The organism is Schaalia georgiae DSM 6843 (assembly GCF_000429245.1).
Classification (GTDB): domain Bacteria; phylum Actinomycetota; class Actinomycetes; order Actinomycetales; family Actinomycetaceae; genus Pauljensenia; species Pauljensenia georgiae.
The window spans coordinates 112,835-138,148 of the sequence record NZ_AUBM01000008.1; the positions used below are offsets into that span (position 1 = coordinate 112,835).

At 71.6% G+C, this 25,314-nt stretch carries 22 protein-coding genes and 1 riboswitch; of the genes, 12 read left to right on the forward strand and 10 right to left on the reverse strand.

The window, feature by feature from the left end; genetic code table 11:
• The first annotated feature begins 6 nt into the window (after nt 1–6).
• Nucleotides 7–669 (forward strand): ribulose-phosphate 3-epimerase, encoded by a 663-nt coding sequence (gene rpe, locus G447_RS0103985; RefSeq protein WP_005868930.1) that lies wholly within the window; start codon nt 7–9, stop codon nt 667–669.
• A gap of 78 nt (nt 670–747) precedes the next feature.
• Here rpe and G447_RS0103990 read toward each other — a convergent pair whose 3' ends face one another.
• Complete coding sequence (locus G447_RS0103990) at nt 748–1,524, reverse strand: alpha/beta fold hydrolase (RefSeq protein ID WP_026430137.1); 777 nt, start codon at nt 1,522–1,524, stop codon at nt 748–750.
• Nucleotides 1,525–1,602: 78 nt separating this feature from the next.
• The gene (locus G447_RS0103995; protein ID WP_026430138.1) at nt 1,603–2,817 is read right to left on the reverse strand and encodes an OmpA family protein; all 1,215 of its coding nucleotides are present in this window, start codon (nt 2,815–2,817) and stop codon (nt 1,603–1,605) included.
• 326 nt (nt 2,818–3,143) lie between these two features.
• A riboswitch (FMN riboswitch) is annotated at nt 3,144–3,271 on the forward strand.
• Nucleotides 3,272–3,324: 53 nt separating this feature from the next.
• Between G447_RS0103995 and G447_RS0104000 the strand changes: the two genes are divergently transcribed.
• From G447_RS0104000 to G447_RS0104030, 7 genes are read left to right on the forward strand one after another with little or no spacing between them, the layout of a single operon-like run.
• Entirely contained in the window at nt 3,325–4,098 is a 774-nt protein-coding gene (locus G447_RS0104000; RefSeq protein ID WP_026430139.1) for an ABC transporter permease, read from the forward strand.
• Nucleotides 4,099–4,110: 12 nt separating this feature from the next.
• The gene (locus G447_RS0104005; protein ID WP_026430140.1) at nt 4,111–5,136 is read left to right on the forward strand and encodes an ABC transporter substrate-binding protein; all 1,026 of its coding nucleotides are present in this window, start codon (nt 4,111–4,113) and stop codon (nt 5,134–5,136) included.
• A gap of 50 nt (nt 5,137–5,186) precedes the next feature.
• Nucleotides 5,187–6,116 (forward strand): helix-turn-helix transcriptional regulator, encoded by a 930-nt coding sequence (locus tag G447_RS0104010; RefSeq protein ID WP_026430141.1) that lies wholly within the window; start codon nt 5,187–5,189, stop codon nt 6,114–6,116.
• A complete protein-coding gene (locus G447_RS0104015) occupies nt 6,109–7,077 on the forward strand; it encodes a helix-turn-helix transcriptional regulator (RefSeq protein ID WP_026430142.1) in 969 nt (322 codons plus the stop codon). The genes G447_RS0104010 and G447_RS0104015 overlap by 8 nt, the downstream gene beginning before the upstream one ends.
• A complete protein-coding gene (locus tag G447_RS0104020) occupies nt 7,074–9,848 on the forward strand; it encodes a DEAD/DEAH box helicase (RefSeq protein WP_026430143.1) in 2,775 nt (924 codons plus the stop codon). Before G447_RS0104015 ends, G447_RS0104020 begins: the two co-directional genes overlap by 4 nt.
• Nucleotides 9,845–11,476, forward strand: coding sequence for an apolipoprotein N-acyltransferase (gene lnt / locus G447_RS0104025; RefSeq protein WP_026430144.1), 1,632 nt, complete (start codon nt 9,845–9,847; stop codon nt 11,474–11,476). Before G447_RS0104020 ends, lnt begins: the two co-directional genes overlap by 4 nt.
• A 4-nt stretch (nt 11,477–11,480) precedes the next feature.
• Nucleotides 11,481–12,269 (forward strand): polyprenol monophosphomannose synthase, encoded by a 789-nt coding sequence (locus G447_RS0104030; protein ID WP_051226238.1) that lies wholly within the window; start codon nt 11,481–11,483, stop codon nt 12,267–12,269.
• Nucleotides 12,270–12,280: 11 nt separating this feature from the next.
• Here the strand turns inward: G447_RS0104030 and G447_RS0104035 are convergent, their stop codons facing one another.
• Nucleotides 12,281–12,646: an RNA polymerase-binding protein RbpA gene (locus G447_RS0104035; RefSeq protein WP_005868001.1), complete on the reverse strand. Its 366-nt coding sequence runs from the start codon at nt 12,644–12,646 to the stop codon at nt 12,281–12,283.
• A 198-nt stretch (nt 12,647–12,844) separates the two neighbouring features.
• Between G447_RS0104035 and G447_RS0104040 the strand changes: the two genes are divergently transcribed.
• Nucleotides 12,845–13,597: a phosphatase PAP2 family protein gene (locus G447_RS0104040; RefSeq protein ID WP_051226239.1), complete on the forward strand. Its 753-nt coding sequence runs from the start codon at nt 12,845–12,847 to the stop codon at nt 13,595–13,597.
• Nucleotides 13,598–13,629: 32 nt separating this feature from the next.
• Entirely contained in the window at nt 13,630–15,135 is a 1,506-nt protein-coding gene (locus G447_RS0104045; RefSeq protein WP_026430147.1) for an Hsp70 family protein, read from the forward strand.
• A gap of 266 nt (nt 15,136–15,401) precedes the next feature.
• On the opposite strand, the gene G447_RS0104050 is transcribed toward G447_RS0104045, so the two are convergent.
• The 5 genes from G447_RS0104050 to pepN form a co-directional block, all read right to left on the reverse strand.
• Complete coding sequence (locus G447_RS0104050; RefSeq protein WP_005868011.1) at nt 15,402–15,968, reverse strand: MerR family transcriptional regulator; 567 nt, start codon at nt 15,966–15,968, stop codon at nt 15,402–15,404.
• Nucleotides 15,969–16,085: 117 nt separating this feature from the next.
• Entirely contained in the window at nt 16,086–16,856 is a 771-nt protein-coding gene (gene ftsR / locus G447_RS0104055) for a transcriptional regulator FtsR (RefSeq protein ID WP_026430148.1), read from the reverse strand.
• 8 nt (nt 16,857–16,864) lie between these two features.
• Nucleotides 16,865–17,299 (reverse strand): FHA domain-containing protein, encoded by a 435-nt coding sequence (locus G447_RS0104060; RefSeq protein ID WP_005868006.1) that lies wholly within the window; start codon nt 17,297–17,299, stop codon nt 16,865–16,867.
• A 115-nt stretch (nt 17,300–17,414) separates the two neighbouring features.
• Entirely contained in the window at nt 17,415–17,771 is a 357-nt protein-coding gene (locus G447_RS12910; RefSeq protein WP_481133057.1) for a DUF881 domain-containing protein, read from the reverse strand.
• Nucleotides 17,720–20,638: an aminopeptidase N gene (gene pepN, locus G447_RS11055; RefSeq protein WP_481133058.1), complete on the reverse strand. Its 2,919-nt coding sequence runs from the start codon at nt 20,636–20,638 to the stop codon at nt 17,720–17,722. The genes G447_RS12910 and pepN overlap by 52 nt, the downstream gene beginning before the upstream one ends.
• A gap of 81 nt (nt 20,639–20,719) precedes the next feature.
• Between pepN and G447_RS0104075 the strand changes: the two genes are divergently transcribed.
• Nucleotides 20,720–22,300 carry a Mur ligase family protein gene (locus G447_RS0104075; protein ID WP_026430149.1) on the forward strand — a complete coding sequence of 527 codons (1,581 nt, stop codon included), beginning with the start codon at nt 20,720–20,722 and terminating at the stop codon, nt 22,298–22,300.
• Between the two features lie 59 nt (nt 22,301–22,359).
• Nucleotides 22,360–23,871 carry a ribosome biogenesis GTPase Der gene (gene der, locus G447_RS0104080; RefSeq protein ID WP_026430150.1) on the forward strand — a complete coding sequence of 504 codons (1,512 nt, stop codon included), beginning with the start codon at nt 22,360–22,362 and terminating at the stop codon, nt 23,869–23,871.
• A 23-nt stretch (nt 23,872–23,894) separates the two neighbouring features.
• Here der and G447_RS0104085 read toward each other — a convergent pair whose 3' ends face one another.
• Both G447_RS0104085 and G447_RS0104090 read right to left on the reverse strand, forming a co-directional pair.
• Nucleotides 23,895–24,173: a hypothetical protein gene (locus G447_RS0104085; RefSeq protein WP_026430151.1), complete on the reverse strand. Its 279-nt coding sequence runs from the start codon at nt 24,171–24,173 to the stop codon at nt 23,895–23,897.
• A 30-nt stretch (nt 24,174–24,203) separates the two neighbouring features.
• Nucleotides 24,204–25,301, reverse strand: coding sequence for an NAD(P)/FAD-dependent oxidoreductase (locus G447_RS0104090; RefSeq protein ID WP_005868704.1), 1,098 nt, complete (start codon nt 25,299–25,301; stop codon nt 24,204–24,206).
• Nucleotides 25,302–25,314: the final 13 nt, after the last annotated feature.

The following is a 25,314-nucleotide window of genomic DNA, read 5'->3' on the forward strand; positions in this document are numbered from 1 at the left end:
TACGTTATGAATGCCACAATCTCTCCGTCGATCCTCAACTGCGACATCGCGGACCTGCGCGGCGAGCTCGCGAAGATCTCGGGCGCCGACATCGCGCACGTCGACGTCATGGACAACCACTTCGTCCCGAACCTCTCCTGGGGGCTCCCCGTCGCCGAGGCGGTCGTCAAGGCCGGGATCCTGCCGGTGGACGCGCACCTCATGATCGAGGACCCGGACAGGTGGGCGCCTCAGTACGCCGAGGCCGGCTGCCAGTCGGTGACCTTCCACGCGGAGGCCGCGCAGGCGCCGGTGCGACTGGCGCGCGAACTGCGCAGGATCGGCTCAAAGGTGGGGCTCGGGCTCCGCCCGGCGACGGACATCGCGCCCTTCGTCGATCTGCTCGGCGAGTTCGACATGATCCTCGTGATGACGGTGGAGCCCGGTTTCGGCGGCCAGTCGTTCCTCGAGTCGATGCTGCCGAAGATCCGGCGCACGCGGGCGGCGATCAACGCCTCGGGCCTGGAGGTGTCGATCCAGGTCGACGGCGGGGTGTCCCGTTCCACGATCGAGCTCGCCGCCGAGGCGGGAGCGGACAATTTCGTCGCAGGCTCCGCCGTGTTCCGCGCCGACGACGCCTTCGAGGAGGTGGAGGTGCTGCGCCGCCTCGCCTCCGCGCACTGCCACTAGGACGCGCCGCCCGGATCCTCCGAACCCGGGTAACGCGGACGAGGGCTGCGCGCCTCGGGCGCCCGCGCAGGGCGCGGATCACCGGTTGGCGATTGCTGAGGCCTCCTCGATGAAGGGGTCGGCCAGTGAGTGGTATGCCTCCGGGTCGTCCCGCCGCACGCAGTGCCCGACGCCGTCGAGCAGTACCAGGCGCACGAGCGGGTTGGTCACCTCGTAAGGGGCCGGTGCCATGTCCCCGTTGCGGGGGGCGAGGTACAGCGCAGGCACCTCCAACCGGTTGACCGAGCTGAGCAGGTCGGCTTCGCCCAGGTACGTGCCCTCACGGATGTAACGGCGGTCGACCTGCGCCTTGCAACTCGCCCACCCCTCGATCTCGGCCTCGCTCCACGAGGACGCGCGCCGCATGCGCTCCCGCTCGGACGCGCCCCCGTCGGCGAAGGCCTCGAGGAACCGCTCCTGGTGCTCCACGAACTGGGCGTCCGGCCCCCAGTCCCCAGTGGGGCGCGCGGCGTCCTCCAGGACCAGCGCGCGGACCAGGTCGGGCCTGGCGGCGCCCACACGCAGGGATATGAGCGCCCCGAGGCTGTGCGCCACGACGACCGGGGGTCCGGGGAGCAATGAGAGCACCCGTTCGAGGTCCTCCTGCAGGGTTTGCGGCGCCCTGGTCAGGGTCTGGTCGTCCCACCGCGGGGAGGCCCCGTGCCCCCGCTGGTCCACTGCCAGGACGTGGTAACGGGGCGACCACCGGGCCACCGCGTCGGGCCACGCCGTGGCGGATTCCGTCAGGCCGTGGACGAGGAGCAGGGAAGGGGCCGTGGGGTCCCCCCACTCGTGCAATGCGAGTGCGGTCGTCATTGTGCGTGGTCCTTCTGAACGGTGCTCCGCAAGTCAGTAATTGCGGGCGCGCGTTGGGTTGTGGGGTTGTGTTGTGGGTTAGAAGGTGGGGATGTAGATTTCGACGCGGCGGTTGGCTTGGCGTCCGGCGGGGTTGTCGCTGCCGTCGTCGTTGGTGTTGGGTGCGACGGGTTTGGTCTCGCCGAAGCCCTGCCAGTCCAGGGTGGCGGTGGCGCCGTTCTTCTTGAGTTCGTCCACTACTGCTTTGGCGCGTTGTTCGGACAGGGTTTGGTTGGAGGCGTCGTCCCCGATGGAGTCGGTGTGCCCGTAGACGTGGGCGGTGGGGGCTCCTGCGTCGGTGAGGACTGCGGCGAGTTTGGCCAGGGTGCCGGCGGCGTCGGCGCGCACGGTGGACTCGCCGAAGTCGAAGAGCACGGAGTCGTCCAAGGTGATGGCTGTGCCGCACGACTGGGAGGGGGCGAGGTTGGCGACGGGCGGGAAGGCCCCCACCGGTTGGAGGGTGGGCAGCGGGTCGGCCGGGACCGTTGTCTTGTAGTTGATGGTGGCAGTGCCATCCCCGTGGTTGCTGATGTATAGACCGGTGTCGTCCGCGTAGTAGCCGCTGCCGTCCCCGTAGTTGAAGTAGCGGATCCCCGTCTTGTCGTTCCAGGAGTAGCTGGAGCCGTTGGGATTGATGTGGATGTCGTCCCCGGTGTCCTTGTTCGAGTAATGGCCCGATCCGTCGGCCCAGCGGTCGATGTCCACCGAGGGGGAGTAGTAGTACCCCGATCCGTCCGAATTGATCTGGATGGAGATGTCGTCGTCGCTGTTCTCGTAGTAGCCGCCGCCCTTGCCGTCGTAGGAGACGTATATCGGCCCCTCGGAGATGTATCCGCTCCCGTCGCCGTGGTTGGAGACGGACAAGTCGCCGCTCTGGGTGTAGCTGGACCCGTCGCCGGAGAACACCGTGTTCCCCGAGTGCTTGTAGGTGCCGCTGGCGTCGCACGAGGCGGGCGCCACGGTGACGCCGGGCACGGAGGCGACGGCGGAGGAGACCGAGGAGATGACCGCCTTGTCAGCGTTCTGGGCGAACACGTCGATGGGCGGGATGGAGAAGAGGGGGATGGGCGGGATCTCCCCGGGCTTGTACCCGGGCACAGCGGTCCCGGGGGCCTGGGAGGAAGGGGCCTGGGTGGGGCCGACCGATTGCGCGGTCCCACCCGCGGACTGGTGCGATCCCCCAGAGCACCCCGCGGCCACGAGGATCGCTGCGGCCGCGAGGACCGCCGCTGTCATCGGGTTCTTCCTCATCATGTGTACTCCTCCTGAACTAACTGCGCGCCCACCGGTATCGCCGGGGGCACCCCTTTGATCGGAACACCGCCGCCCGCGCCGCGGGCCCTGGCGGTGATGGGGCTCTCCCGGCAGGAGCGCCTGTCACCGGCAGCATAACGCAAATTATGACCAATCGGTAGCACTGCGACCCATTGGTACGTCTCGGAGTCGTGTTCTGATTGTGAGTGGATGGGGCGGATGCGCTTGAATATCAGGAATGCGGTCAGGGGTGCTGGGGGGCTGAGCGCCGTGCCGCCCTCCGGACCCGCTGGCCAAGCCGTGTGTCCCGGTGGCACAATGGGGGACGAGTACTCCGGGGTCGGTGCAATTCCGAACCGGCGGTGAGAGTCCGCGACCCGTCCGCCAGACGCGGACGGCTGATCCGGTGGGATTCCGGAACCGACGGTGAGAGTCCGGATGGGAGGAGTGCGGAGGGCCTTCGGCGCCCTCTTCACCGTGCGTACCCGGATGCCGGAAAGAGACACCGTGGCACGCGGATCGAAGCCCCAGGGCGCACTCGCAGTGGTCGCTCCGCTCGCATTCCTCGCCATCTGCCTGCTCGGCTGGTGGGCCACGACGTCGACGACCGGCATCGAGGCGTGGAGGCTCCCCTCGCCAGCGGCGGTGGCAGCCCGGGCCGCGCAACTGGCCCGCAACCCGCAGACGTGGTCGCGCGCGGCGGTGACGGGCGGGGAGGCCCTGGCCGGGTGCGCAATAGGGACGGCAGTGGCGCTGCCACTGGCCTACGTCGTCTACCGCAGCCGCCTCGTCTCCGCCGCGGTCGAGCCATTCCTGGGGGCCACCCAGGCCCTCCCGGCCATCGCGATCGCCCCCATCGTCGTCCTGTGGACCGGCTACGGCCCCCTCTCCGTCGCACTCCTGTGCGCGCTCATGGTCTTCTTCCCCATCCTCGTCTCGTCGGTGGTCGGACTGCGCCACATCGACCCCGAGCTGCTCGAGGCCGCCGCCCTCGACGGCGCCTCCGGGGCCACGATGGCGCTCACGATGGAGCTGCCGCTGGCCGCGCACTCCATCCTGGGCGGGCTGCGCAACGGCTTCACCCTGTCCGTGACGGGCGCGGTCGTGGGGGAGATGGTCATGGGGGGCACCGGCCTGGGACAAGTGCTCGTCCAAATGAGAACCAATGTCGACACGGCCGGCATGTTCGTCGTCATCGCGCTGCTGTGCCTCATGGCGACCGTCCTCTACGCGGTCATCTACCGAGTGGAGCGGTCGAGGCGATACGACACCACCCGCTGAAGGAGCACCACAATGACCCTCTCACGCATCCTGCGCGCCGCAGCCGCCCTGGCGGTCACGGCCCTCGGGCTGAGCGCCTGCGGATCGCAGCAGGCCGCCCCCGACTCGGGCGGGAAGGACCGGTCCGCATCGGTCGTCGTGGGCCTCACCTACATCCCGAACGTGCAGTTCGCCCCCGCCTACGTGGCGGTCTCCGAGGGGATCTTCGCCAACAACGGCGTGGACGCCTCCGTGCGCCACCACGGCTCCGACGAGGGCCTGTTCACCGCGCTGCTCGCCGGCGAGGAGGACGTGGTCATCGCCTCGGGCGACGAGGCCGCCGTCGCCTCCACGCAGGGCATGGACCTCGTGTCCATCGGGAGCTACTACCGCGACTACCCGGGCACTGTCATCGTGCGCAGCGACTCGCCCATCCAGTCCCTGGACGACCTCAAGGGCGCCACCATCGGGATCCCCGGCGAGTACGGGTCCAACTGGTACGCGACCCTCGCCGCCCTCCAGGGGGCGGGCCTGACCCTGGCCGATGTCACCATCTCGTCCATCGGGTACACGCAGCAGGCCGCGCTCAAACAGGGCGACGTCGACGCCGTCGTGGGCTTCTCGAACAACGACCTCGTTCAGATGCGCCTGGCGGGCCAGGACGTGCGCTCCATCGACCTGCCCGACGACGCCCCGCTGGTCGGCGCCTCCATTATCACGACGCGCGCGTGGGCCGCATCGCACGCCGATGAGGCGCGCGGGGTCGTCGCCTCGCTGGGCGCGGCCATGGAGGCCATCCACGAGCGCCCGGACGCCGCGATCGAGGCGACCATGGCGCAGACGGGCGCTGACTCCGGAGCCGAGGCGGCCGCCCGCGCAGTGCTGGAGGCGACGGATCCCCTGTGGGTCGACGAGTCGGGCAGCGCCAGCACCGCGCAGGACTTGGAGCGGTGGGGCATGATGGCCGACTTCCTGCGCCAGATCAACGCCGTCACCACGGACATCGACGTGTCTGCGGTGGTGACCAACGACTACGCGCCCGCGCCCCGGTCCAGCTGAGGAGGGCGAGTGCGCTGCGGCCGCCCGCGGCTTCGAAGTAGGGTGGTCGCGTGGTAGAAACGCTGTCCGCCCAGGCCCGCCTGCTTGAGCTCTTCTTCGAGGTGCTCGGCGCTGAGCGCGGGCGCTCGAAGGCCCGCATCCGCCGCATGGACGCCTACAGGGAGCTGGGGGAGCGCGCCTTCGAGTCCCAGTTCCAACGGGACAAGGACGCGCTGCGCCAGATCGGCGTCGACCTGCGGGTGGGGGCCGGGCCCGACGGCGACACCTACTCGATCAGCCCCGGCTCCTTCGCCCGCGTCGGCGCGCGCCTCAACCCCGTCCAAGCCGTCCTGGTCGGCCTCGCCCTGCAGGCGTGGTCGCCCAGCGCGGGCCCCAAGGTCGCTGCCGCCTCGGACGGATCGGGGGCGCCCGACCTGCTGCGGATGGACCTCACAGGGGTTCGCGCCGCCGCGGACTTCGCCACCGGTATCCGCGAGCGCCGCGTCGTCTCCTTCGACTACGAGGGGGCGCAGGGCACCACGGAGCGCAGCGTCGAGCCCTGGAGGATCGTCGTGCGCGGCCGTGCGCTGTACCTGTGGGGCTTCGATCTGGACCGCGGGGAGGACAGGCTCTTCCGTATCAGCAGGGTCGCCTCCGCGGTGTCCTTCCTCGGGCAGGCCGGGGACGCGGACGAGGCGCCCGCGCGTCTTGACGACCCCTTCGCCGACCGTCGTGTCGCCCCGGTGCTCGCCGTCCTCGGCGACCCGGGGCGCTTGGCCCGCCACCTGGACGGGCCGATGGGAGGGGAGCTCCCATCGTCCCCGTGGCGCCTGTGGCGGGGGCGCGAAGCGGACGTGGGCCGGTGGATCAGCAGGGTCCTGGCGCGCGCCGAGGACGTGGTCGTCGTCGAGCCCGTGGAACTGCGCGACGCGGTCCTGCGGCGCCTGGAGGCCGCCGCCCGCCTCGACGGGGACCGGGGGAGGGAGGGGGACAATGCCTGAGGAGACATCGCAATCCGTCGTGCGCCTCCTGTCGCTGGTGGCGTGGCTGTGGGACCACCCCGGGGTCGGTGTCGACGAGGCGGCCGCGCACTTCGGGCGCTCGAAGCGCCAGATGCTGCGGGACGCGCGCCACCTCGCTGAGGTCGGCGACTCCCTGCCGGGCGCCTCGCTCGACCTCGACTGGGAGCGCCTGGAGGAGGACGGCGCCCTGGTGATCCGCTCCGCTCTGGGCGCCGACGCGCCCCTGCGGCTCAGCGCCCAGGAGGCGACTGCGATCCTCATCGGCCTCCAGGCCCTGTCCGACGTCGTCGGCGACGAGTACCGGCGGCAGATCCCGGGGGCGGCCATGGTGGTGCGCGCCCTGGCCTCCGGGGACGGCGGAGGGGATGTGACGCTGCGCTCCCGGGAGGACGACCAGGACCAGGACGCGGCGCTGCGCGTCCTCTTCGACGCGCTCGGCCGGGCCATAGCCGACCGCAAGCGGGTGGCCTTCACGTACACCAAGGCAACGGGGGGAGTCTCCTCGCGGCGCGTGAGCCCGTGGGCGCTGGAGCGCTCGGCCACGGGGTGGCTCCTGCGCGGCTGGTGCCACGGCGCCGGGGCGCAGCGGTCCTTCCGCCTGGACGGCATCGGCGGCCTCGAGGTGGAGGGGGGCCGTGCCCGTCCCGCTCCCCGGACCGGCGCCGGGGGCGGCGCGCCGTCGGTGCTGCGCCTGCGCGCGCGCCGGGGCGCGGCGTGGATCGTCGACGAGTACGGCGCGCGCGTGGCGGGCGAGCACAGCGACGGGACCCTCGCCCTGGAGGTGCCCGTGTGGGACCGGCAGTGGGCGCTGTCCCTGCTCATCGACTTGGCGCCCCACGTCGTCTCCGTGGACGGGCAGTGGGCCCGGGGAGCGACCGACCGGGCGCGCAGGGCCCTCGCCCGCTGGCGGGAAGCGGAGGAGGCGGTGGCCCTCCCATGAGTCCCAAACGCAAGAGGCGCCGCGCCCAGGCACCCGCCGCCGAGCCCCTGGCGCGCACCGGGCCATGGCAGGGCAGCCCCGCCCAGCGCTACGCGGCCTTCAAGGAGCAGGTGCGGGTGGACGCATCGGAGCGCGCCCGGTGGACGGCGGCCCTGCCCTTCACACCCGACGCCTTCCAGGTCGAGGCGCTCGACGCCGTCGAGGCGGGGGCGTCGGCCGTGCTCGTCGCCGCGCCGACGGGCGCGGGCAAGACCGTGGTCGGCGACTTCGGGGCGCACATGGCGCGCCGGGGCTCGATGCGCGCCTACTACACGACTCCCATCAAGGCCCTGTCGAACCAGAAGTACCTGGAGCTGTCGGATATGTTCGGCGCCGACCAGGTGGGCTTGGCCACGGGGGACACATCGATCAACCCCGGCGCCCCGATCGTGGTGATGACCACTGAGGTGCTGCGCAACATGATCTACGCGGGGGCCGGCCTGTCGGATCTGGCGGTGGTGGTCCTCGACGAGGTCCACTACCTGTCGGACCGGATGCGGGGGCCGGTGTGGGAGGAGGTCATCATCCACCTGCCCCGCCACGTGCAGATCATCGCCCTGTCGGCCACGGTCTCCAACGCCGAGGAGTTCGGCGCGTGGATGGGCGAGGTGCGCGGGGGGTGCGCCGTGGTGGTCTCCGAGGAGCGTCCCGTGCCCCTGTACCAGCACATGGTCGTGGGGGACGAGATCATCGACTTGTACACCCCCTCGGGCGCGCTCAACCCCCGGCTGGTCCAGCTCACCGCGCCTCGCTCCAGGCGGCCCGTCGGCGCCGCGGGGCGCCGGGGGGCCGGAGGGGGGCCCCGTGGCGGGAGGCGGCGCGAGTCGCGCCCCTCGACCCTGGTTGCCCTGGACAGGGCGGGCTTGCTGCCCGCGATCACCTTCGTCTTCTCCAGGGCGGGCTGCGAGGACGCCGTCCGCCAGGTCGTGGCGTCGGGCATCACGCTGACATCGCGGGCCACGGCCCGCCGGATCAGCGAGTACGTGGACGGGGTGGTCCGGGCGATCGCCCCGGAGGACTACCAGGTCCTCGGAGTCGACGCGTGGCGGGATGCGCTCGTGCGCGGCGTCGCCGCCCATCACGCCGGCATGCTGCCCCTGATGAAGGAGGCGGTCGAGCACCTGTTCTCCCAGGGCCTGATCTCGATGGTCTACGCGACCGAGACCCTTGCCCTGGGGATCAACATGCCCGCCCGCACCGTCGTCATCGAGTCCCTGCAGAAGTGGAACGGCTCGTCCCGGGCCCCGCTCAGCGCGGGGGAGTACACGCAGCTGTCGGGGCGCGCGGGCAGGCGCGGCATCGACACGGAGGGCCACGCCGTCGTGTCGCACCGGGGCGGCGCCGCACCCGAGGAGGTCGCCGCCCTCGCCTCGAAGCGCACGTACCCGCTCGTTTCGGCCTTCCGGCCCACGTACAACATGGTCGTCAACCTGCTCGAGCACTCCACTGTCGAACAGGCGCGGGAACTGCTCGAGTCGTCCTTCGCCCAGTTCCAGGCCGACCGCGCGGTGGTGTCCCTGGCTTCGCGCCTGCGCGACGCCAGGGCGCGGGCCGGGGCGCTGCGCGGGGACCTGGCGTGCCAGTACGGCGACGCGCTGGAGTACTGCGCGCTGCGCGACCGGATCTCCCGGGCGGAGAAGGAAGGGGCGCGGCGGCGCAGGGTGGCAGCGGGGGCCGGAGCCCGCGCCGTCATCGACTCCGCCCGCCCGGGGGACGTCCTCGCCTTCCGGGCGGGACGGCGCGTGCGCCACGTCGTCGTCGCCGCGTCGGCGCGCGCAGCCGATGGCAGGACCGCGCTGCGGGCCGTGACCATGGACGCGAAGTGGCGCACCCTCACCCCCCACGACTTCGCGGGAGGCGTCCGCATGGTTGGCCGCATGGCCCTGCCGGGCGCGGGCGGGCCGCGCGGGCGCAAGGGCCTGGTGCGCCTCGCGGCGGAGCTCGTGCGACTCGTGCGCTCCGGGGCGCTCGCCCCCTTCGAGGACGCGCGCGGGGACGGCGACGACGCCGACGAGCTGCGGACGCGGATGCGCGCCCACCCCGTGCACCGCTGCCCCCACAGGGAGGAGCACGCCCGCGCGGGGGCCGCGTGGGCGAAGGCCGACCGTGAGGCCGCCTCGCTGGCCCGGGCCGTCGAGTCGCGGACCCACTCCGTGGTCAAGCAGTTCGACCGCGTGCGCCGCGTCCTGGAATCCCTGGGCTTCCTCGACGGCGACCGCGTCACCGCCCGCGGCCAGCAGCTGCGCCGCGTCTACGGTGAGCGCGACCTCGTGATCGCCGAGGCGCTCGCCTCGGGCGCATGGGAGGGCCTCGACGCGCCCGCGCTGGCCGCCATCGTCTCGGCGTGCGTGTACGAGTCGCGCGGGGACGGGGCCTCGGCCCTGCCCGCTGGCCTGGGGCCCGCTTCGCGCCGGGCGTGGGAGGAGACCTCGCAGGTCGCCGCCAGGGTCGCGCGCGCCGAGGCCGCGGCCGGCGTCGACGCCTCCGCGCCCCTCGACCCCGCGCTCATGGCGGCGTGCTCCGCCTGGGCCCACGGCTCCACACTGGCGACCGCCCTGGCCGACTCGGGGATAGCGGGCGGGGACTTCGTGAGGTGGACGCGCCAGGTCATCGACGCCCTCGGGCAGATCGAGTCGGTGGAGCCCGCAGGGCGGGTGGGCGCCAGCGCGAGGCGCGCCCGTTCGCTCCTGGCGCGGGGAGTGGTCGCCTGGTCGGGAGTGGAGGAACGATGAGGGACGAAGAGGCGCAGTGGCGCGGGGCGAGGGCCGGCGCGCCCAGGGCGCTGGGGGCGATGGCGGTGTGCGCGGCAGCCGGATTCGCCCTGTACCTGGCGTTCCCGCCCGTCGGCTGGTGGTGGACGGCGGTGCCGGCGCTGGCTGTCCTGGTGGCCTGCGTGGACCGCGCCCGGATGGGGCGGGCCCTGCTCAACACCATGGCGTTCGGAGTGGCCTTCTGGACCCCGCTGATCCCGTGGGTCGTGGTCTCCACGCGCACGCCCCTGGCGTGGGTGGCGCTGGTCGTCTCCCAGGTCCTGTTCCTGTCGCTGTGGTCCCTGTCGGTCAGCCTCATGCGGGTGTGGTCGTGGGCGCGCTCGCCCGTCGGCCAGGCCCTCGGCTGCGCACTGGCGTGGACGGGCGTGGAGCAGGCGCGCTCTGCCTTCCCGTGGTCGGGGTTCCCCTGGGGGACCGTGGCGCTGCCGCAGGTGGACTCCCCGCTCGGGCGCCTCGCCCCCTACGGAGGGGTCGCCCTGGTGTCCTTCGCCGTCATGGCGGTGGCGGTCCTGGTGCGCCGCGCCTTCTCCTTGGCGGGATCGGCGCGGGAGCGGTGGTGGTGGCGCCCGGCCATGCTGGCAGGCGCCACCGCCGTGTGCGTGGCGCCCCTGGCCATCGACTTGCCCAGCGCCCAGGAGGCAGGCGCCCTGACGGTCGGCGTCGTCCAGGGGAACATCTCCCTGCCCGGCTCGCAGGCATACGCCCACGAGGGCGAGGTGACGGACAACCACGCCGCCCAAACGCGGCGGATGCTCGAGTCGGCGGGCGGGGGAGCGGTGGACCTGGTCGTGTGGGGGGAGGGGTCGGCCGACCGCGACCCGGCCGCCTCGGCCGTTGTGGCGCGCGAGCTGGAGGAAGTGTCCGACGAGGCCGGCGCCCCGGTGCTGATGGGCTACTCCGTCCTGGCCGACGACGACCACGTGTGGAACTGGCTGGCGCTGTGGTACCCGGACTCGGGCCTGGACGCCCAGTCGCGCTACGCCAAACAGGTGCCCGTGCCCTTCGGGGAGTTCATCCCGTTCAGGCCGCTGATCGCGAGCCTGGCGACCGAGGCGGCCCGGCAGAACCACGACATGGCGGCCGGAGGGGAGCCGGGGCTGATGACGGCGCGCCTCGCTGACGGCCGTGGGGTGCCGATCGCGGTGGGCATCTGCTTCGAGGGCGCCTACGAGTCCGTGATCGGCCAGGGGGTGGCCCTGGGCGGGCAGGTCATCATCACGCCGTCGAACAACTACCTCTTCGAGTCCTCCGCAGAATCCGCCCAGCAGGCGCAGCTGCTGCGCATGCGCGCCATGGAGTACTCGCGCAGCGCGGTCCAGGCGTCCACGACGGGCGTGTCGGCGGTCATCCGGCCCGACGGCTCCGTTCAGGCGTCCACGGCGGTGATGAGCGCGGCGAGCATGGTCGAGACGGTGCCGCTGCGCACGTCCCTCACGCCCGCGGCGCGCATGGGCGCGCTGCCCGCCCGCGCCGCCATGGTCCTGGCGGGGGCGCTGCTCCTCGCCTCCGCGGTCCGCGCCCGCATCGTGCGGGCCGCCGCGGCGAGGGCGGCCGGGGATGCGCGGGAGGAAGAAAACGGAGATGATTGAACCCATGTCACATTCTTCATCCCCGCGGCGGGCTCCGGGCAACGACGGCTCGGGACTCGTCATCGTCATCCCCACGTTCAACGAGCGCCAGACCCTGCCCGTGGTCGTCGAGCGCGTGTGGGCGGCCCTGCCCGCTGCGCACCTGCTCATCGTGGACGACTCCTCGCCGGACGGGACGGGGGAGTGGGCGGACTCCCTGGCCCAGGGGGACGGGCGGATCCACTGCCTGCACCGGCCGTCGAAGTCGGGTCTGGCGACCGCCTACGTGGAGGGGATGGGGTGGGCGCTGCAACGGGGCTACGACTTCGTGGCGCAGATGGACGCCGACGGGTCGCACCGCCCCGAGGACCTGCCCAAACTGGTGGCGCGCATGGGCGGCCCGGACCGACCGGACCTGGTGATCGGCTCCCGGTGGGTGCGCGGGGGCAGGGTCAACGGGTGGTCCCGCAAAAGGGTCCTGCTATCGAAGGCGGGAAACCGTTATGTCAGATTCTGCCTGGGGACGCCCGTCAGGGACGCGACCGCCGGCATGCGCCTGCACCGCGCCTCGTTCCTGCGCGACAGCGGGGTCCTGACGGAGGTGTCGACCACGGGCTTCGGTTTCCAGGTGGAGATGACGCAGGCGGAGGGGGCGCGCGGCGCCCGCATCGTCGAGGCGCCGATCACCTTCGACGAGCGCATGTCCGGCGAGTCGAAGCTGTCGGGCGCGATCTTCGTCGAGGAGCTCGTCATGGTGACGAAAGGCGGCCTCGGCCGTCTGGCCGGGGCCGCCCGCCGCCTCGTGGGCCGCTGAGCGAGCGGGGCTCACCCCTTGCGGTAGTGCCCCTCGGGGCGCAGGCGCCCCTCGCGGTACGCCGCCAGCTGTTCGGCGAGCACCTGGTCGAGCTCGGCCATCGAGCGCCGTTCGAGCAGCATGTCCCAGTGGGTGCGCTGCGGCTTGGCGGGCTTGGCGTCGTCGTCCTCGTCGGTTTCCCCGAGCAGCTCGGCGCTGCGCCCGCAGCGGCACTCCCACGTGGGAGGCGCGGTGGCCTCGGTCGACAGGGTCACCTCGAACTCGTGCCCTTTGGGGCACAGGTACCGGACGATGAAACGGTCGGCGAACACCACTCCGTCCTCGGACTCGAGGGACTTGGCGCCGATTTGCATGCCACGCAGTGCGCGGTCTGCCATGGTTTGCCTCCTGGGGGCTGATGGTGAACCCTTCGATTCTACCGGACTCGTCGGCGGGGCGTGCCCCTGTCCGCCGGGCCGGCGCCCTCATTCCCCGCACTCCGATCCGATAATGTACATTATGTCAGATTCGGCGGGGCGGCCCCGCCCCGCCGTGGCGGTCCGCCCCACTGGCCGCCGACCAGTACAGTTGACCGCATGACAGACGCATCCACCCGGCCGTCCGCCCCCATCGGGCGGCACTGGAGGCCGGCGGTCCTCGAGGCCCTGATGCTCATGGGCTGCTGCTGCGCGTACTCCGTGGCCTGCTTCCTCGCACCGGTCACGCGCGAGGCGGCCATGGCCCACGCCGCCCAGGTCGCGTCCTTCGAGGCGCGGATCGGCATCGACATCGAGCTGGCGGCCAACCAGTGGCTCGTCGCGCGCCCGCTGATCGCCCAGGTGGCGTCCCTGCAGTACGCCGTGTCCTTCTTCACCTTCACGGCCGCCGCGCTCGCCATCATGTGGTGGCGCAGGCCCGACCGCTACCACCAGGCCCGCAACGCGCTGTTCGTCATGACGGGCGGGGCGCTCGTCACCTACTGGACCTATCCCCTGGCGCCCCCGCGCCTCGTCGAGGGCAATGGCATTGTCGACGCTGTGGCGCGCCACACGTCCGCGTACTCCAGTGCCTTCGGCGCCCTCGCCAATCCCTACGGCGCGATGCCCTCGATGCACACGGGCTGGGCGGTATGGGTGGCAGTCGCCCTGGGGGCGTTCGTGTGGAAGCGCGCGTGGCAGCGCGCGCTCCTGGCCCTGCACCCCCTCGTGACGATCGCGTCCATCATTGCCACGGGCAACCACTACGTCGTCGATGCCGTTGCCGCCGTGGCCTACTTCCTCGTCGCGTGCGCGCTCGTCGCAGCCGTGGGGTTACTAGGAAACGTGAGATTGTGCCGCCCCAAGTCCTAGTCGCGGCGCTCTGCGGGGGCTAACCTTATGGCATGAAATGTGGCGTGGATTTTGGAACGACGACAACCACAGTCGCCGTCGCTGACAGAGGCAACTACCCCGTCGTGTCCTTCGAGGACGGCGCCGACACCCGGGACTACATTCCCTCGGTGGTCGCCTTCGACGACGGCAGACTGGTCTTCGGGTTCGAGGCCGACCGGGCCGCCCGGGCGGGCGCCCCGCACATCCGCTCCTTCAAGCGGTTCCTCGCCGACCCGGACGTCACGGCGTCCACCTCGATACGGCTGGGCTACCGCGACGTGGAGCTCATGGACGTGCTCACCCGCTTCCTCGCCCACGTCGCCGATTGCGTGCGCACCGGCTCGTCGGTGTCGCGCGTGAAGAAGTCCGAGCCCCTGGAGGTCGCGGTCGGCGTCCCCGCGCACGCGTGGTCCGGTCAGCGCTTCCTCACCCTGGAGGCGTTCAAGAACGCCGGCTGGGACGTCACCACGATGCTCAACGAGCCCTCCGCCGCCGGCTTCGAGTACACGCACCGCCACGCGGGCACTCTCAACTCCAAGCGGACGAGCGTCCTCGTCTACGACCTCGGCGGGGGCACCTTCGACGCCTCGCTCGTCGAGGCATCGGGGCGGCGCCACGAGGTCCTGGGCTCGCGCGGCCTCAACCTGGTCGGCGGGGACGACTTCGACACGATCCTGGCCAATCTGCTCGCCACGGCCGCGGGCACGGACTCCGCCCGCCTCGGCGAGCAGCGCTGGGCCGCCCTGCTCGACGACGCGCGCGCCGCGAAAGAGGCCCTCATCCCCCAGTCGCGCCAGATCACGGTCACCATCGACGACCAGCAGGTGACGATCCCCGTCACCGCCTTCTACGAGGCGGCGACCCCGCTGGTCGCCTCCACCATCGACGCCCTGGAGCCCCTGCTCACCCCGGTCGATGGCGTCGGCCAGCTCGGCCCCGACGTGGCCGGCCTCTACGTCGTCGGCGGCGGCTCCCAGCTGCCCCTGATCTCGCGGGTGCTCCGCGAGCGCTTCGGGCGCCGCGTCCACCGTTCCCCCCACACCGCGGCGTCCACCGCGATCGGGCTGGCCATCGGCGCCGACCCCGACTCGGGGTTCACCGTCCGCGAGCAGCTGTCGAGGGGCGTCGGCGTCTTCCGCGAGCTCTCGTCGGGCTCCACCGTCTCCTTCGACACGCTGCTCACTCCGGACATGGGCAGGACGCCCGGACAGAGCGCGGGCCTGAGCCGCCAGTACCTGGCCGCCCACAACGTCGGCTTCTTCCGTTTCGTCGAGTACACGTCGGCCGACGAGGCCGGCGTCCCCCGGGGCGACATCCACCCGTGCGGCGACGTCTACTTCCCCTTCGACCGCGCCCTGCAGGACTCGGACGCGGATCTGTCCTCCGTCGAGGTCGTGCGCACGGACGAGGGGCCGCTCATCCAGGAGCACTACTGGGTGGACGAGAACGGGATCGTGACCGTCGAGATCCGGGACACCGGGACGGGCTACACGGTCCGTAAGGAGCTCGGCAGGTAGTCAGCGCAATGGAGCGCCGGAGGCCGGTGCCCGGAGAGCGGATCTGCGGGCACCGGCCTGTTCGCGTCCAATGCGCTACTGACCGCCGCCCACTGGTCGCGCGGTCCCGGCAGCCCCTCGTGGCCGCTGGCTGGGTTCCACCCGGCTCTTCACTGGCCTGTTGCCATCGCACGGTGCGGCCAGGCGCAGGGACGGCGGCGCCCGCCGGAGCGGTGCCGACGGGCGCATGGGCGATCGGGGTGCGGCGCCGCTTGGCGGCGCGGATCTCAAGAGGCCGAGGACATCCTCTGCCTGCGCCTCTCGGCGAGCTCATCGACGAAGGCCCCCTCGTCGTCCGGGCGCTCGATCGGCAGTTCCGCCAGTGAGCCCTCGACCTCGCGCCAGACCCGCCCGACGGCGATGCCGAAGACGCCCTGCCCGCCCTGGAGCAGGTCGATCACCTCGTCGGTGGAGGTGCACTCGTAGACGGATGCGCCGTCGCTCATGAGCGTGATGGAGGCGAAGTCGTCCACTCCCCTGTTCTGCAGGGTGCCCACTGCGACCCGGACCTGCTGGAGGGACACGCCCGCGTCCAGCAGCCTCTTGACGATCTTGAGGACCAGGATGTCCTTGAAGGAGTACAGGCGCTGGGAGCCCGAGCCGCGGGCGGCCCTGATGGAGGGCTGCAGCAGGCCCGTGCGCGCCCAGTAGTCCAACTGGCGGTAGGTGATCCCGGCGGCGGAGCAGGCGACGGGGCCCCTGTAGCCCATGTCGTCGGTGTCGAGCCCTTCGAGGGGGTCGCCGAAGAGCATGCCCTGCCGCGCGGCGTCGGCGTGTAAAGGCTCGGCACTCACTGATGGCTCCTTGTGTTCACGTTCTTGATCCATTTAATACGCTAGAGGCTCGCACCCACCGGGTCAACGACCCACGCGGAGGGCCTCACCCTCAACTATAGGTTGAAACTCACTCGCCTATTCGGCGAGTTGGGACAGGGACACGCGCAGCAGTTCCCGGTGCAGGTCGGCCACGGCCTCCCCCAGCTCCAGGGAGCGCGCCGAGGCCCTCTCCTTGTCGGCGCTGCGGCCCCGGGCGCGCGTCGAGGAGACCGCCTGGTCGATGATGTCGGCGTTGCGGTCGGCTCCCGTGCGCACGGTGCGCAGGACGCGCGCGTCCACGCCCAGGGACTCGATCCGGGCGAGCAGGGCGACCACTTGGACGCACCGCGAGGGGAAGTACCCGGCCAGGTCCGGGGTGATAAGACCCAGGCGCGCGTACCGCGTCACAGTATCGACATCCACGCCAGTCAGGTCGCACAGGTCGGAGGCGGGGATGAAGCGCCTGCCCTGCGTGGACACGACCCTTCCCTCCGATGCGACCACCTGCGCCTTGCGGGAGGGGCCGAGGTCGTGCCCGGCGTCGAGGGCCGCCAGCTTCTCGCCGATCACGCGCAGGGGCGTGAAGGAGTCCCTCTGCTCGGTCAACACGAAACGAATGCGCTCGACATCCGCCTCGGAGTACTTGCGGTAGCCGGCCCCGGTCCGCGCCGGGCGCACGAGGCCCTGGTCCTCCAGGAACCGTATCTTCGACAGCGTAACGGCGGGGAACTCGGACCTCAACGATTCAACGACCCTGCCGATGGAGAACGCCGGCGCCCTGCTCGCGCCGTGGGGCCAGGGGCCGGAGCCCCGACCGGGGGACGCCTCGTCGTCGATCGGCTCGAAGGCGCGGGCCGCGTTCGCCATAGCGCCCCTCACGCCTCGTGGGGCGAGGGCTGGTAGGTGAGGCGGTACTTGCCGATCTGCACCTCGTCGCCCGCGCTCAGGCACGCCTGATCGACCCGCTCGCGGTTGACGTAGGTGCCGTTGAGGGAGCCGGAGTCGCGGACGATGTGCCCGCCGTTGTCGGCGATGAACTGGCAGTGCTTGCGCGAGACGGTGACGTCGTCGAGGAAGATGTCGGCCTTGGGCGAGCGCCCGGCGTTCGTCACGTTCGGGTCCAGCAGGAAGCGGGCGCCCGTGTTGGGGCCGCGCTGGACGATGAGGAGCGCGGAACCGGCAGGAAGGGCGCTGACCGCCTCGCGGTCCCTGGCAGACAGGACCACCGGCGTTTCCTCGCTGTCATCGGGGACGGGCGTGATGCCGAAAACCGATGTCGCTGTAGGATCGAAGTCTTGCTGGGGTTCCATGGCGGGCTCCGTAATTTACGTTGTCGAAGGCTGTTTCCGTTGCTTGTTTCCAGTGTAACGGGCATGGGGGCGGAGGGCATAGCCACCGGGCCGTCCGCCGACGGGAATTGCGGCCTCAGCCGAAGGACGCGTACTGCGGGCTCAGCGGCACCGCCAGGGAGTCGATGACCACGTCGTCGACGGGGGCGATGGACACCACGGCGCCCTTGGCGCGCATCTGCGAGGCGGAGCCGGCCTGGATCTCCAGCGCCGTCGATATCGTCTGCGACGAGCCGATCACCCTCCACTCGTAGGGCGGGTCGATGGCCGTGCCGTCGACGCTGATCCGCCCGTCCGCGCTGGTGAACGACGAGCGCGTGGACAGGCGGTTGCCGTTCAGCTCGATGGCCTCGGCCCCGGCGTTGCGCAGTTCCCCCAGCGTCATGACGAATTGCGCGGTCGTGAGCGCCCCCGCCGGATCCGAGATCCGCATGATGACGCCCGGCCCGTGGACTGCGACGGTGCCGGCGTTGATCTCCGCCTGCAGCTGGGCGTTCTGGGCGGCCTGGTCGCGGGCCTCCTGCTGGGAAGCGGCGTTCTGCAGGGCGCTGAGCCGGTCCTGCAGGTCGGTGCGCCTCGTGCGCAGCCCCCGCTCCTGGGTGGTGAGCTCGTCGAGGAGGACCACGAGGTCCTGCTCGGACAGGGAGTCGATGGGGTCCTGGCGCTGCGAGCGCACCTGCGTGACCAGGGCGAATCCCAGGACCATGCATATGACCAGCAGCACGGCGTGCAGTCCGCGCGGGACCGCCCAGAAAGCGCGGTAGGCGCGTTCCCACAGGCGGTGGGCCAAGTGGTCGTGGAGGCCGGCGCCCCCTCGTGCGAGTCGAGCCAGGCGCGCAGTGCGTCGAGGGTCTGGGCGATGGTGCCGGGCCTGTCGATGTCGAGGCCCGCGGCGAGCACGCCGCGCACGTAGCGCAGCGACATCCCGATCGTGTGGGACTGCCAGAACTCCTCCATCCGGTCGATGGCCGCGCCGGTGCCGGCCTCGCCCTCCCACGAGGAGGCGGCCAGCCCCGCCAGTGTGGCCGAGAGGATGTCGTTGGAAAGGCCGCCGGAGAACACGGACTCCCACGCGGCGGCCCGCGAGCCGGCGTCGGGCAGGGAGGCCAGGGCGCGGGCGGCGTGGCGGCGCGCCTCGCCCGACCCGTCCGCGTCCCGCCACGCGGTGATGCTATCGGCGTCCACCAGGCCGCGTGCGGCCAGGGCGCACCGGGCGCGCCACGCCAGGTCGGTGTCGTCGCCCTCCGCGTACCCGCGCACGGCCTCCGTGAAGACGGCGGGGCCGTAGGCCTCGAACTCGGTGATGAAAGCGCGGGTGAAGGCCCGCTCGGCGTCTTCGTCCCCGGTCTCGCGCGCGTAGCGGATCGTCGCGGCGGACAGGAGCTCGCGCAGGCCCTGGCGGGCGCCGCCGGGCAGGTAGTCGCGGATGGCGGTGCGGGCGAGCGCGAGCAGGCGGTCGCGCACGGCTGGCTCGGCCTCGGACTCGACTGCGACGAGGGCGGACCGGACGAAGCGCCGGGGATCCACCAGTCCGTCGCGCAGCGCGTTCCACAGCGCCGCCCAGACGACGGCCCGGGTGATCGCCTCCGGGCAGGTGCCGACGTAGGCGAGCGCCACGTCCGTGGAATGGGGATCGAGGCGGGACACTGCGTAGGTGAGGTCCTGGTCGTTGACGACCACCATGTCCACCTCGGCGGCCCCGCCCGGGTGGGCGAGGGCCCCCTCCGGGTCGATGGGGGCCGACTCCCCCTCGATGCGCACGTCGAAGCTGTGCGTGGCCTCCAAGCACCCGCCGCCGAACTTCCACGTGGAGACGACGAGCCTGTGGGGGCGCAGGACGCCGCCGCTGGCCCCGCCGCTCTGGTGCAGGGTGAAGTCGGTGACCTCGCCGAAGGGGCCGGTGGACCACGACGCGGAGAGGACGGAGGGGCCGGTGGTCTCCAGCCACGCGTTCTTCCACTGCTCCAAGGACCGCCCCGAGGCGGCCTCGAGGGCGGCGAGCAGATCCCCAAGGCGGGTCGCGCCGAAGGCGTGGTCCTGGAAGTAACGCCGGGCGCCGGCGTAGAAGGCGTCCTCGCCCACCCAAGCGACCAGCTGCTTGAGCACGGCGGCCCCCTTGGCGTAGGTGATGCCGTCGAAGTTGGTCTTGGCGGCCGCCACGTCGGGGATGTCCGCGGCGATGGGGTGCGTGGTGGGCATCTGGTCCTGCTCGTAGGCCCAGGCCTTGCGGTTCACCGCGAAACTCGCCCACTCCCCCTTGTAGCGGGTCGCTTCTGCGGCGGCCGTGGCGCCCTGGTTCTCCGCGAAGGACTCTTTGAGCCACAGGTCGTCCCACCACGCGGGGGTCACCAGGTCGCCGAACCACATGTGGCACATCTCGTGCAGGATCGTGTTGGCGCGGCGCTGGCGCTCGGAGCGGGTGGGGGCCGTGCGCGACAGGTAGGTTTCGTTGAAGGTCACGCAACCGGGGTTCTCCATGGCGCCCAGGTTGTACTCGGGCACGAACACCTGGTCGTAGGTGCCCCACGGGAAGGTGGTCCCGTAGCGCGCGTGGTAGAAGTCCAGGCCCGCGCGGGTCACCTCCAGGATGTCGTCGGAATCGATGAAGGGCTCCAGCGCCTTGCGGCACATGAGCCGCAGGCGCAGGTCCGCGCGGTCGCCGTCGGCCGCGCCTCCTTGCCAGTGGCCGCCGTCGACGACCGCCCACGGGCCCGCGACGAGGGCGGTGATGTAGCTGGACAGTGGCGGTGTCGTCCCGAAGTCGTGGCGCACTGAGTCCGGGGCCCCGGGCTGCTCCGCGGAGGCGTCCAGGGGCCCGTTGGAGGAGACGACCCACCCCGCCGGGGCGGTGACATGGAAGGTCCACCGGGGTTTGGCGTCGGGCTGGTCGATGCAGGGCCACGCCCTGTGGGCGTCGTTGGGCTCGAACTGCGTGTACAGGTAGACCAGCCCGTCCTCGGGATCCTGGTAGCGGTGCAGTCCCTCGCCGGTGCGCGAGTACCGGCAGCGCGCGTCGACCTCGATCTCGACGGGGGCGCCCGTGGGGACGCCGTCGATCCAGACACGGTCCTCCTCCGCGGTGAAAACGTGGTCCTCCCCGTCGATCCGCACGGCGTCCACCCGGCCGACGACGTCGATGAACAGACGGGGGCTGGCGGTGGTGAGCGCCAAGCGCGATGTGACGGGGTAGTCCTCGCGAGCGAGTTCCGGCGCGCCGGAGACATCCACCGTGACGTCGACGGAGGAGAGCTGAATGTTCTCACTTCGGTCAGATGCTTCGCTGCGTGACAGGATCTGCATAGCCCTATTCTAATGCCCGGGGCGGTGCGCCAGCGCATCGCGACACGTTGACCGCCCGCAATAGGCACTAGAGTGGGGGCCATGAGCTCCGTGACAGACATCCGCCCCTCCACCTCCGCCGTGCCCCTGGCCAAGGTCCTCCCCGGTTCCGCCGTGCGCGCCGTCTACGGCCCCGACGGCGCCGAGACCGACTGGGCGGAGCTGGGCACGCGAATCACGGGCGTCACCGTCTCCTCCGACGACTGCGAGCCCCAGTGGCTCTTCGTCGCGATCCCCGGTCTGTCCCAGCACGGGATCCGCTTCGCCCACGCCGCGAAGGAGGCGGGGGCCGTCGCGGTCCTCACCGACGCCGCCGGGGCCAGCCGGGCCACCGCCGAGGGCCTCGGGCTGCCGGTCGTCGTCGTCGACGACCCGCGCTCCCACGTGGCGGCCCTGGCCGCCGCCGTTTACGGCCAGCCCGCCCGCGGCCTCGTGACTCTGGCGGTGACGGGGACCAACGGCAAGACCACGACCTCCTACCTGATGCGCGCCGCCCTGGCGGCCGCCCACCCGCGGGCCGCGCTGTGCGGCACTGTGGAGACCCAGGTGGGGCCGGTGTCCTTCGAGGCCGAGCGCACCACCGCCGAATCCCCCGTCGTTCAGCGCTTCCTCGCCCTGGCCCGCGAGTGCGGGGCGGGTGCGGCGGTCATCGAGACCTCCGCGCACGCCCTGAGCCTGCACCGCGTCGACAGCGTCGTCTTCGATGTCGCCGCCTTCACGAACCTGCAGCACGACCACTTGGACTACTACGGGGACATGGAGGGGTACTTCAACGCGAAGGCACTGCTGTTCACACCCGAGCACGCCAAGCGCGCAGTCGTGTGCGTCGACGACGAGTGGGGCCGGCGCCTCGCCGGCTCCGCCCCGATCCCCGTCACGACCGTGTCGGCCCTGACGGACGCCCCCGCGCACTGGCGCGTGCGCGGCGCCCACCCCGACCCGTCCATCGGCCGCACCGTCTTCACTCTGGTGGACCCGGACGGGACGGGACACGAGGTCCGCATGCCGATCCTGGGCGAGGTCAACGTCCAGAACACCGCCGTCGCCCTGGTGTCCGCCGTGGCCGCGGGCATCCCCCTCGACGGGGCTCTGCGCGCACTGGAGGCCGCCCCCCAGATCCCGGGGCGGATGGAGAAGGTCAACCCCGAGCCGGGCAACCAGCCGCTGGTGGTCGTCGACTACGCGCACACCTCGGAGGCGCTTGAGTGGACCCTGCGCTCCACGCGCGAGCTCACCGCCGGCCGGGTGCACATCGTGTTCGGCACCGACGGGGACCGCGACGCCTCCAAGCGCGAGCAACTGGCCGGGATCGCCGCGGCGGGGGCGGACGTCCTGTGGGTCACCGACGAGAACCCGCGCACCGAGGACCCCCAGTCGATCCGCGACTACCTGCTCAGGGGCATCGCCTCCCAGCGGCCCTCCATGGCGGACGTCACCGAGGTGAGGACGTGCAGGCGGGACGCCGTGCGCCGCGCGATCCTGGCCGCCCAGCCGGGCGACACGGTGATCATCACGGGCAAGGGCGCGGAATGGTACCAGGAGGTCGAGGGCATCAAGCACCGTTACAACGACGTGCCCGTCGCCCGCGAGGTACTCGAATGCGACCTGCGCTCCCACGTGTGAGGCGGCGCGCCGCCGCCCCGCCCCGCGCCCAGGGCGGGATTTCCACGTAAACTGGGCCGGTGAGCGAGCACTACCCCATTCACGGAACCGAAGCGGAAGGCGCCCCGGCCGCGCCCGGGGAGGGCAGCGGGCAGGACGACGAGGCCCGCGCGCGGGCAATGCGCGCCTCCCTCGACCAGTTCGAACTGGACGAGGAGGATCTGGCGCTGCTCGATTCCCCCCTGTCGGAGGACGACGACGCGGGCACCCGGCCCGCTCTCCCGGTCCTCGCCGTCGTCGGGCGGCCCAACGTCGGAAAATCGACGCTGGTCAACCGCATCCTCGGCAGGCGCGAGGCCGTCGTCCAGGACACACCGGGCGTCACCCGCGACCGCGTCTCCTACCCCGCCGAGTGGGCGGGCCGCGACTTCACCCTCGTGGACACGGGCGGATGGGAAGTCGACGTCAAGGGCCTGGACCGCGCGGTTGCCGAGCAGGCGGAGACCGCCGTCGACCTGGCCGACGCGGTCGTGCTGGTGCTGGACGCCACCGTCGGAGTCACAGCATCGGACGAGAGGATCGTTACGATGCTGCGCGCGAAGCGCAAGCCCGTGGTCCTGGCGGCCAATAAAGTCGACTCCGCGGTGCAGGAAGCGGACGCCGCCTACCTGTGGGGCCTGGGCATGGGCGAGCCCCACCCGGTGTCCGCGTTGCACGGGAGGGGCATGGGGGACCTGCTCGACGCCGTCGCCGCCGTGCTGCCCGACGAGTCGGCGCACGCCCCCGCCCAGCCCTCGGGCGGGCCGAGGCGCGTCGCCCTGGTGGGGCGCCCCAACGTCGGGAAGTCGTCGTTGCTCAACGCGCTGGCCGGGTCCCGGCGCGTCGTCGTCAACGAGCTGGCCGGCACCACCCGCGATCCGGTCGATGAGCTCATCGAGCTCGACGGGCGCTCCTGGTGGTTCGTCGACACCGCCGGGATCCGCCGCAAGATGCACCGCACGACCGGCGCGGACTACTACGCCTCCATCCGCACGCAGGCGGCCATCGAGAAGGCCGAGGTCGCCCTGGTCCTCATCGACGGCTCCGAGCCCCTCACCGAGCAGGACGTGCGCGTCGTCCAGCAGGTCATCGACGCCGGGCGCGCCCTGGTGGTCGTCACGAACAAATGGGACCTGGTCGACGAGGAGCGCCAGCGCGCGCTCCGGGGCGAGCTGGAGCGGGACCTCGTGCAGATCCAGTGGGCTCCGCGCATCAACCTGGCGGCCAAGACCGGGTGGCACACGAACCGGATCGTGCGGGCACTGGACACGGCTCTGGAGGGCTGGCAGACGCGCATCCCCACCGGCCATCTCAACGCCTTCCTCGGGCAGCTGGTGGCCGCCCACCCGCACCCCCTGCGGGGCGGGAAGCAGCCGCGCATCCTCTTCGGCACCCAGGCCTCCTCCAAGCCCCCCCGTTTCGTCTTGTTCACGACGGGCTTCCTGGACCCCGGGTACCGGCGTTTCATCGAGCGGCGCCTGCGCGAGGCATTCGGTTTCGCGGGCACGCCCATCCGCATCTCAGTGCGGGTGCGCGAGCGCCGCAGGAGGTGACGGCCCCACCGGGCGCGGATCCGTCAGTCGTCGACGTCCACGAACTCGTCGTCCTCCAGGTCGTCATCGTCATCGTCGAACTCGTCGTCGTAGTCGTCTTCATCGTCGAGCAAGTCGAAGGGCAGCTCGACGCCGTAACGGGTGAAGAGCTGGTCGTCGTAGGTGAAGAACGCGTCGCGCAGCGCCTCCTCGGCGGCCACCAGGGTGTCCTCGTCCACTTCCCCGCCGTCCCGGGCGATGTCGAAGTGGTTTTCGAACGCGTTGAGCAGCCTCGTGAGGGCGCGTCGAGGATCCGTTGTCATGGTGTCAATCCTACTGGCTGCGGCCCGCCGTCATGGCAGGTTGAGTTGCGAACGGATAACGGAGACCATCAGGTCGGTGCCCTTGATCTCCGCGGTCTGCTCCGCGCCGAGGATGCGCACCGCGCCGTCGGAGTCGAGCAGCTGGGAGGCCCCCATCGCAGGGCCCAGCGGCAGGATCACCCATTCCTTCGTGGGCTCGTAGGTGGTGTCGGGCTCCTCCCCCTCCAGCTGGGCGGAGATGTTCGCGATGACCACGCGGGCCTGCTGGCGCGCGGCGTCGGCCCGCTTGGACTCGCGGACGTCGGTGATGTCCCCGACGGCGTAGACGTTGTCATAGCCCTTGACCCGCAGGGTCGGCTCAACGGCGATGGTGCCGTTGGGGTGCAGCAGCGGCTCGAAGGCGGTGCCCGACAGGAACCCCGTCACGGGGCGCGCGCCGTAGCACTGGAACCAGATATCGCCCTCGACGGCCTCGCCGTTCTTCGTCTCGACCATGAAGTGCGCCAGGTCGCCCACGTTCTGCGGGGGCAGGTAGGCCAGTTCGGATCCGGTGACGACGCGGACACCCAGCTGCGCGAGCTGCTCGCCGATCTCGGCGCGCAGGCCCGGGGAGTAACCGGGCGTGGACAGGATCTCGTCGCACTTCTCGACGATGGTGATCTCCAGGTCGGGGAAGGCACTGGCGAGCTCACCGGTCAACTCGATGCCCACGGTGCCGCCGCCGACGACCAACGCCGAGCGCGCGCCCTCCAGGTTCTCGTGCAGCTGCTCGAGGCGGGCCTTGGCCACGCCGGACCTGTAGGAGGAGTACTTGGCGGGGAAGGGGTAGCTCGAACCGGTCGCGAGCACCACGTAGTCCGCCTCGATGGGCTCGCGCCCGAAGACGTGGACGGTCGTTCCCTCGACCTTCGACACGGTCCCCTTCACGACCTCCCCATGGGACAGGAGGTTCGTGTAGGGCATGAAGATCGCCTGCTCCCACACGGAGTCGACTGCCGCGCGCAGGGCCGCGGCGTGGTGCACGAACTGGTCCTTCTGCTCGATCAGGACCACGTCCGCTAGGGGGTCGAGTCCCTTCGCGACCGTGACGCCGCCGTATCCGCCGCCGATGATCGCAACGCGTGCCATGTCCATCCTCCTT

What these genes read in the sequence shown, in the direction of transcription:
- rpe (WP_005868930.1), top strand. Translation starts at nt 7, where the DNA reads ATGAATGCCACAATCTCTCCGTCGATCCTCAACTGCGACATCGCGGAC.
- G447_RS0103990 (WP_026430137.1), bottom strand. Translation starts at nt 1,524, where the DNA reads ATGACGACCGCACTCGCATTGCACGAGTGGGGGGACCCCACGGCCCCT.
- G447_RS0103995 (WP_026430138.1), bottom strand. Translation starts at nt 2,817, where the DNA reads ATGATGAGGAAGAACCCGATGACAGCGGCGGTCCTCGCGGCCGCAGCG.
- G447_RS0104005 (WP_026430140.1), top strand. Translation starts at nt 4,111, where the DNA reads ATGACCCTCTCACGCATCCTGCGCGCCGCAGCCGCCCTGGCGGTCACG.
- G447_RS0104015 (WP_026430142.1), top strand. Translation starts at nt 6,109, where the DNA reads ATGCCTGAGGAGACATCGCAATCCGTCGTGCGCCTCCTGTCGCTGGTG.
- G447_RS0104020 (WP_026430143.1), top strand. Translation starts at nt 7,074, where the DNA reads ATGAGTCCCAAACGCAAGAGGCGCCGCGCCCAGGCACCCGCCGCCGAG.
- lnt (WP_026430144.1), top strand. Translation starts at nt 9,845, where the DNA reads ATGAGGGACGAAGAGGCGCAGTGGCGCGGGGCGAGGGCCGGCGCGCCC.
- G447_RS0104030 (WP_051226238.1), top strand. Translation starts at nt 11,481, where the DNA reads ATGTCACATTCTTCATCCCCGCGGCGGGCTCCGGGCAACGACGGCTCG.
- G447_RS0104035 (WP_005868001.1), bottom strand. Translation starts at nt 12,646, where the DNA reads ATGGCAGACCGCGCACTGCGTGGCATGCAAATCGGCGCCAAGTCCCTC.
- G447_RS0104040 (WP_051226239.1), top strand. Translation starts at nt 12,845, where the DNA reads ATGACAGACGCATCCACCCGGCCGTCCGCCCCCATCGGGCGGCACTGG.
- G447_RS0104045 (WP_026430147.1), top strand. Translation starts at nt 13,630, where the DNA reads ATGAAATGTGGCGTGGATTTTGGAACGACGACAACCACAGTCGCCGTC.
- ftsR (WP_026430148.1), bottom strand. Translation starts at nt 16,856, where the DNA reads ATGGCGAACGCGGCCCGCGCCTTCGAGCCGATCGACGACGAGGCGTCC.
- G447_RS0104060 (WP_005868006.1), bottom strand. Translation starts at nt 17,299, where the DNA reads ATGGAACCCCAGCAAGACTTCGATCCTACAGCGACATCGGTTTTCGGC.
- G447_RS12910 (WP_481133057.1), bottom strand. Translation starts at nt 17,771, where the DNA reads ATGCGGATCTCGGATCCGGCGGGGGCGCTCACGACCGCGCAATTCGTC.
- pepN (WP_481133058.1), bottom strand. Translation starts at nt 20,638, where the DNA reads ATGCAGATCCTGTCACGCAGCGAAGCATCTGACCGAAGTGAGAACATT.
- G447_RS0104075 (WP_026430149.1), top strand. Translation starts at nt 20,720, where the DNA reads ATGAGCTCCGTGACAGACATCCGCCCCTCCACCTCCGCCGTGCCCCTG.
- G447_RS0104085 (WP_026430151.1), bottom strand. Translation starts at nt 24,173, where the DNA reads ATGACAACGGATCCTCGACGCGCCCTCACGAGGCTGCTCAACGCGTTC.
- G447_RS0104090 (WP_005868704.1), bottom strand. Translation starts at nt 25,301, where the DNA reads ATGGCACGCGTTGCGATCATCGGCGGCGGATACGGCGGCGTCACGGTC.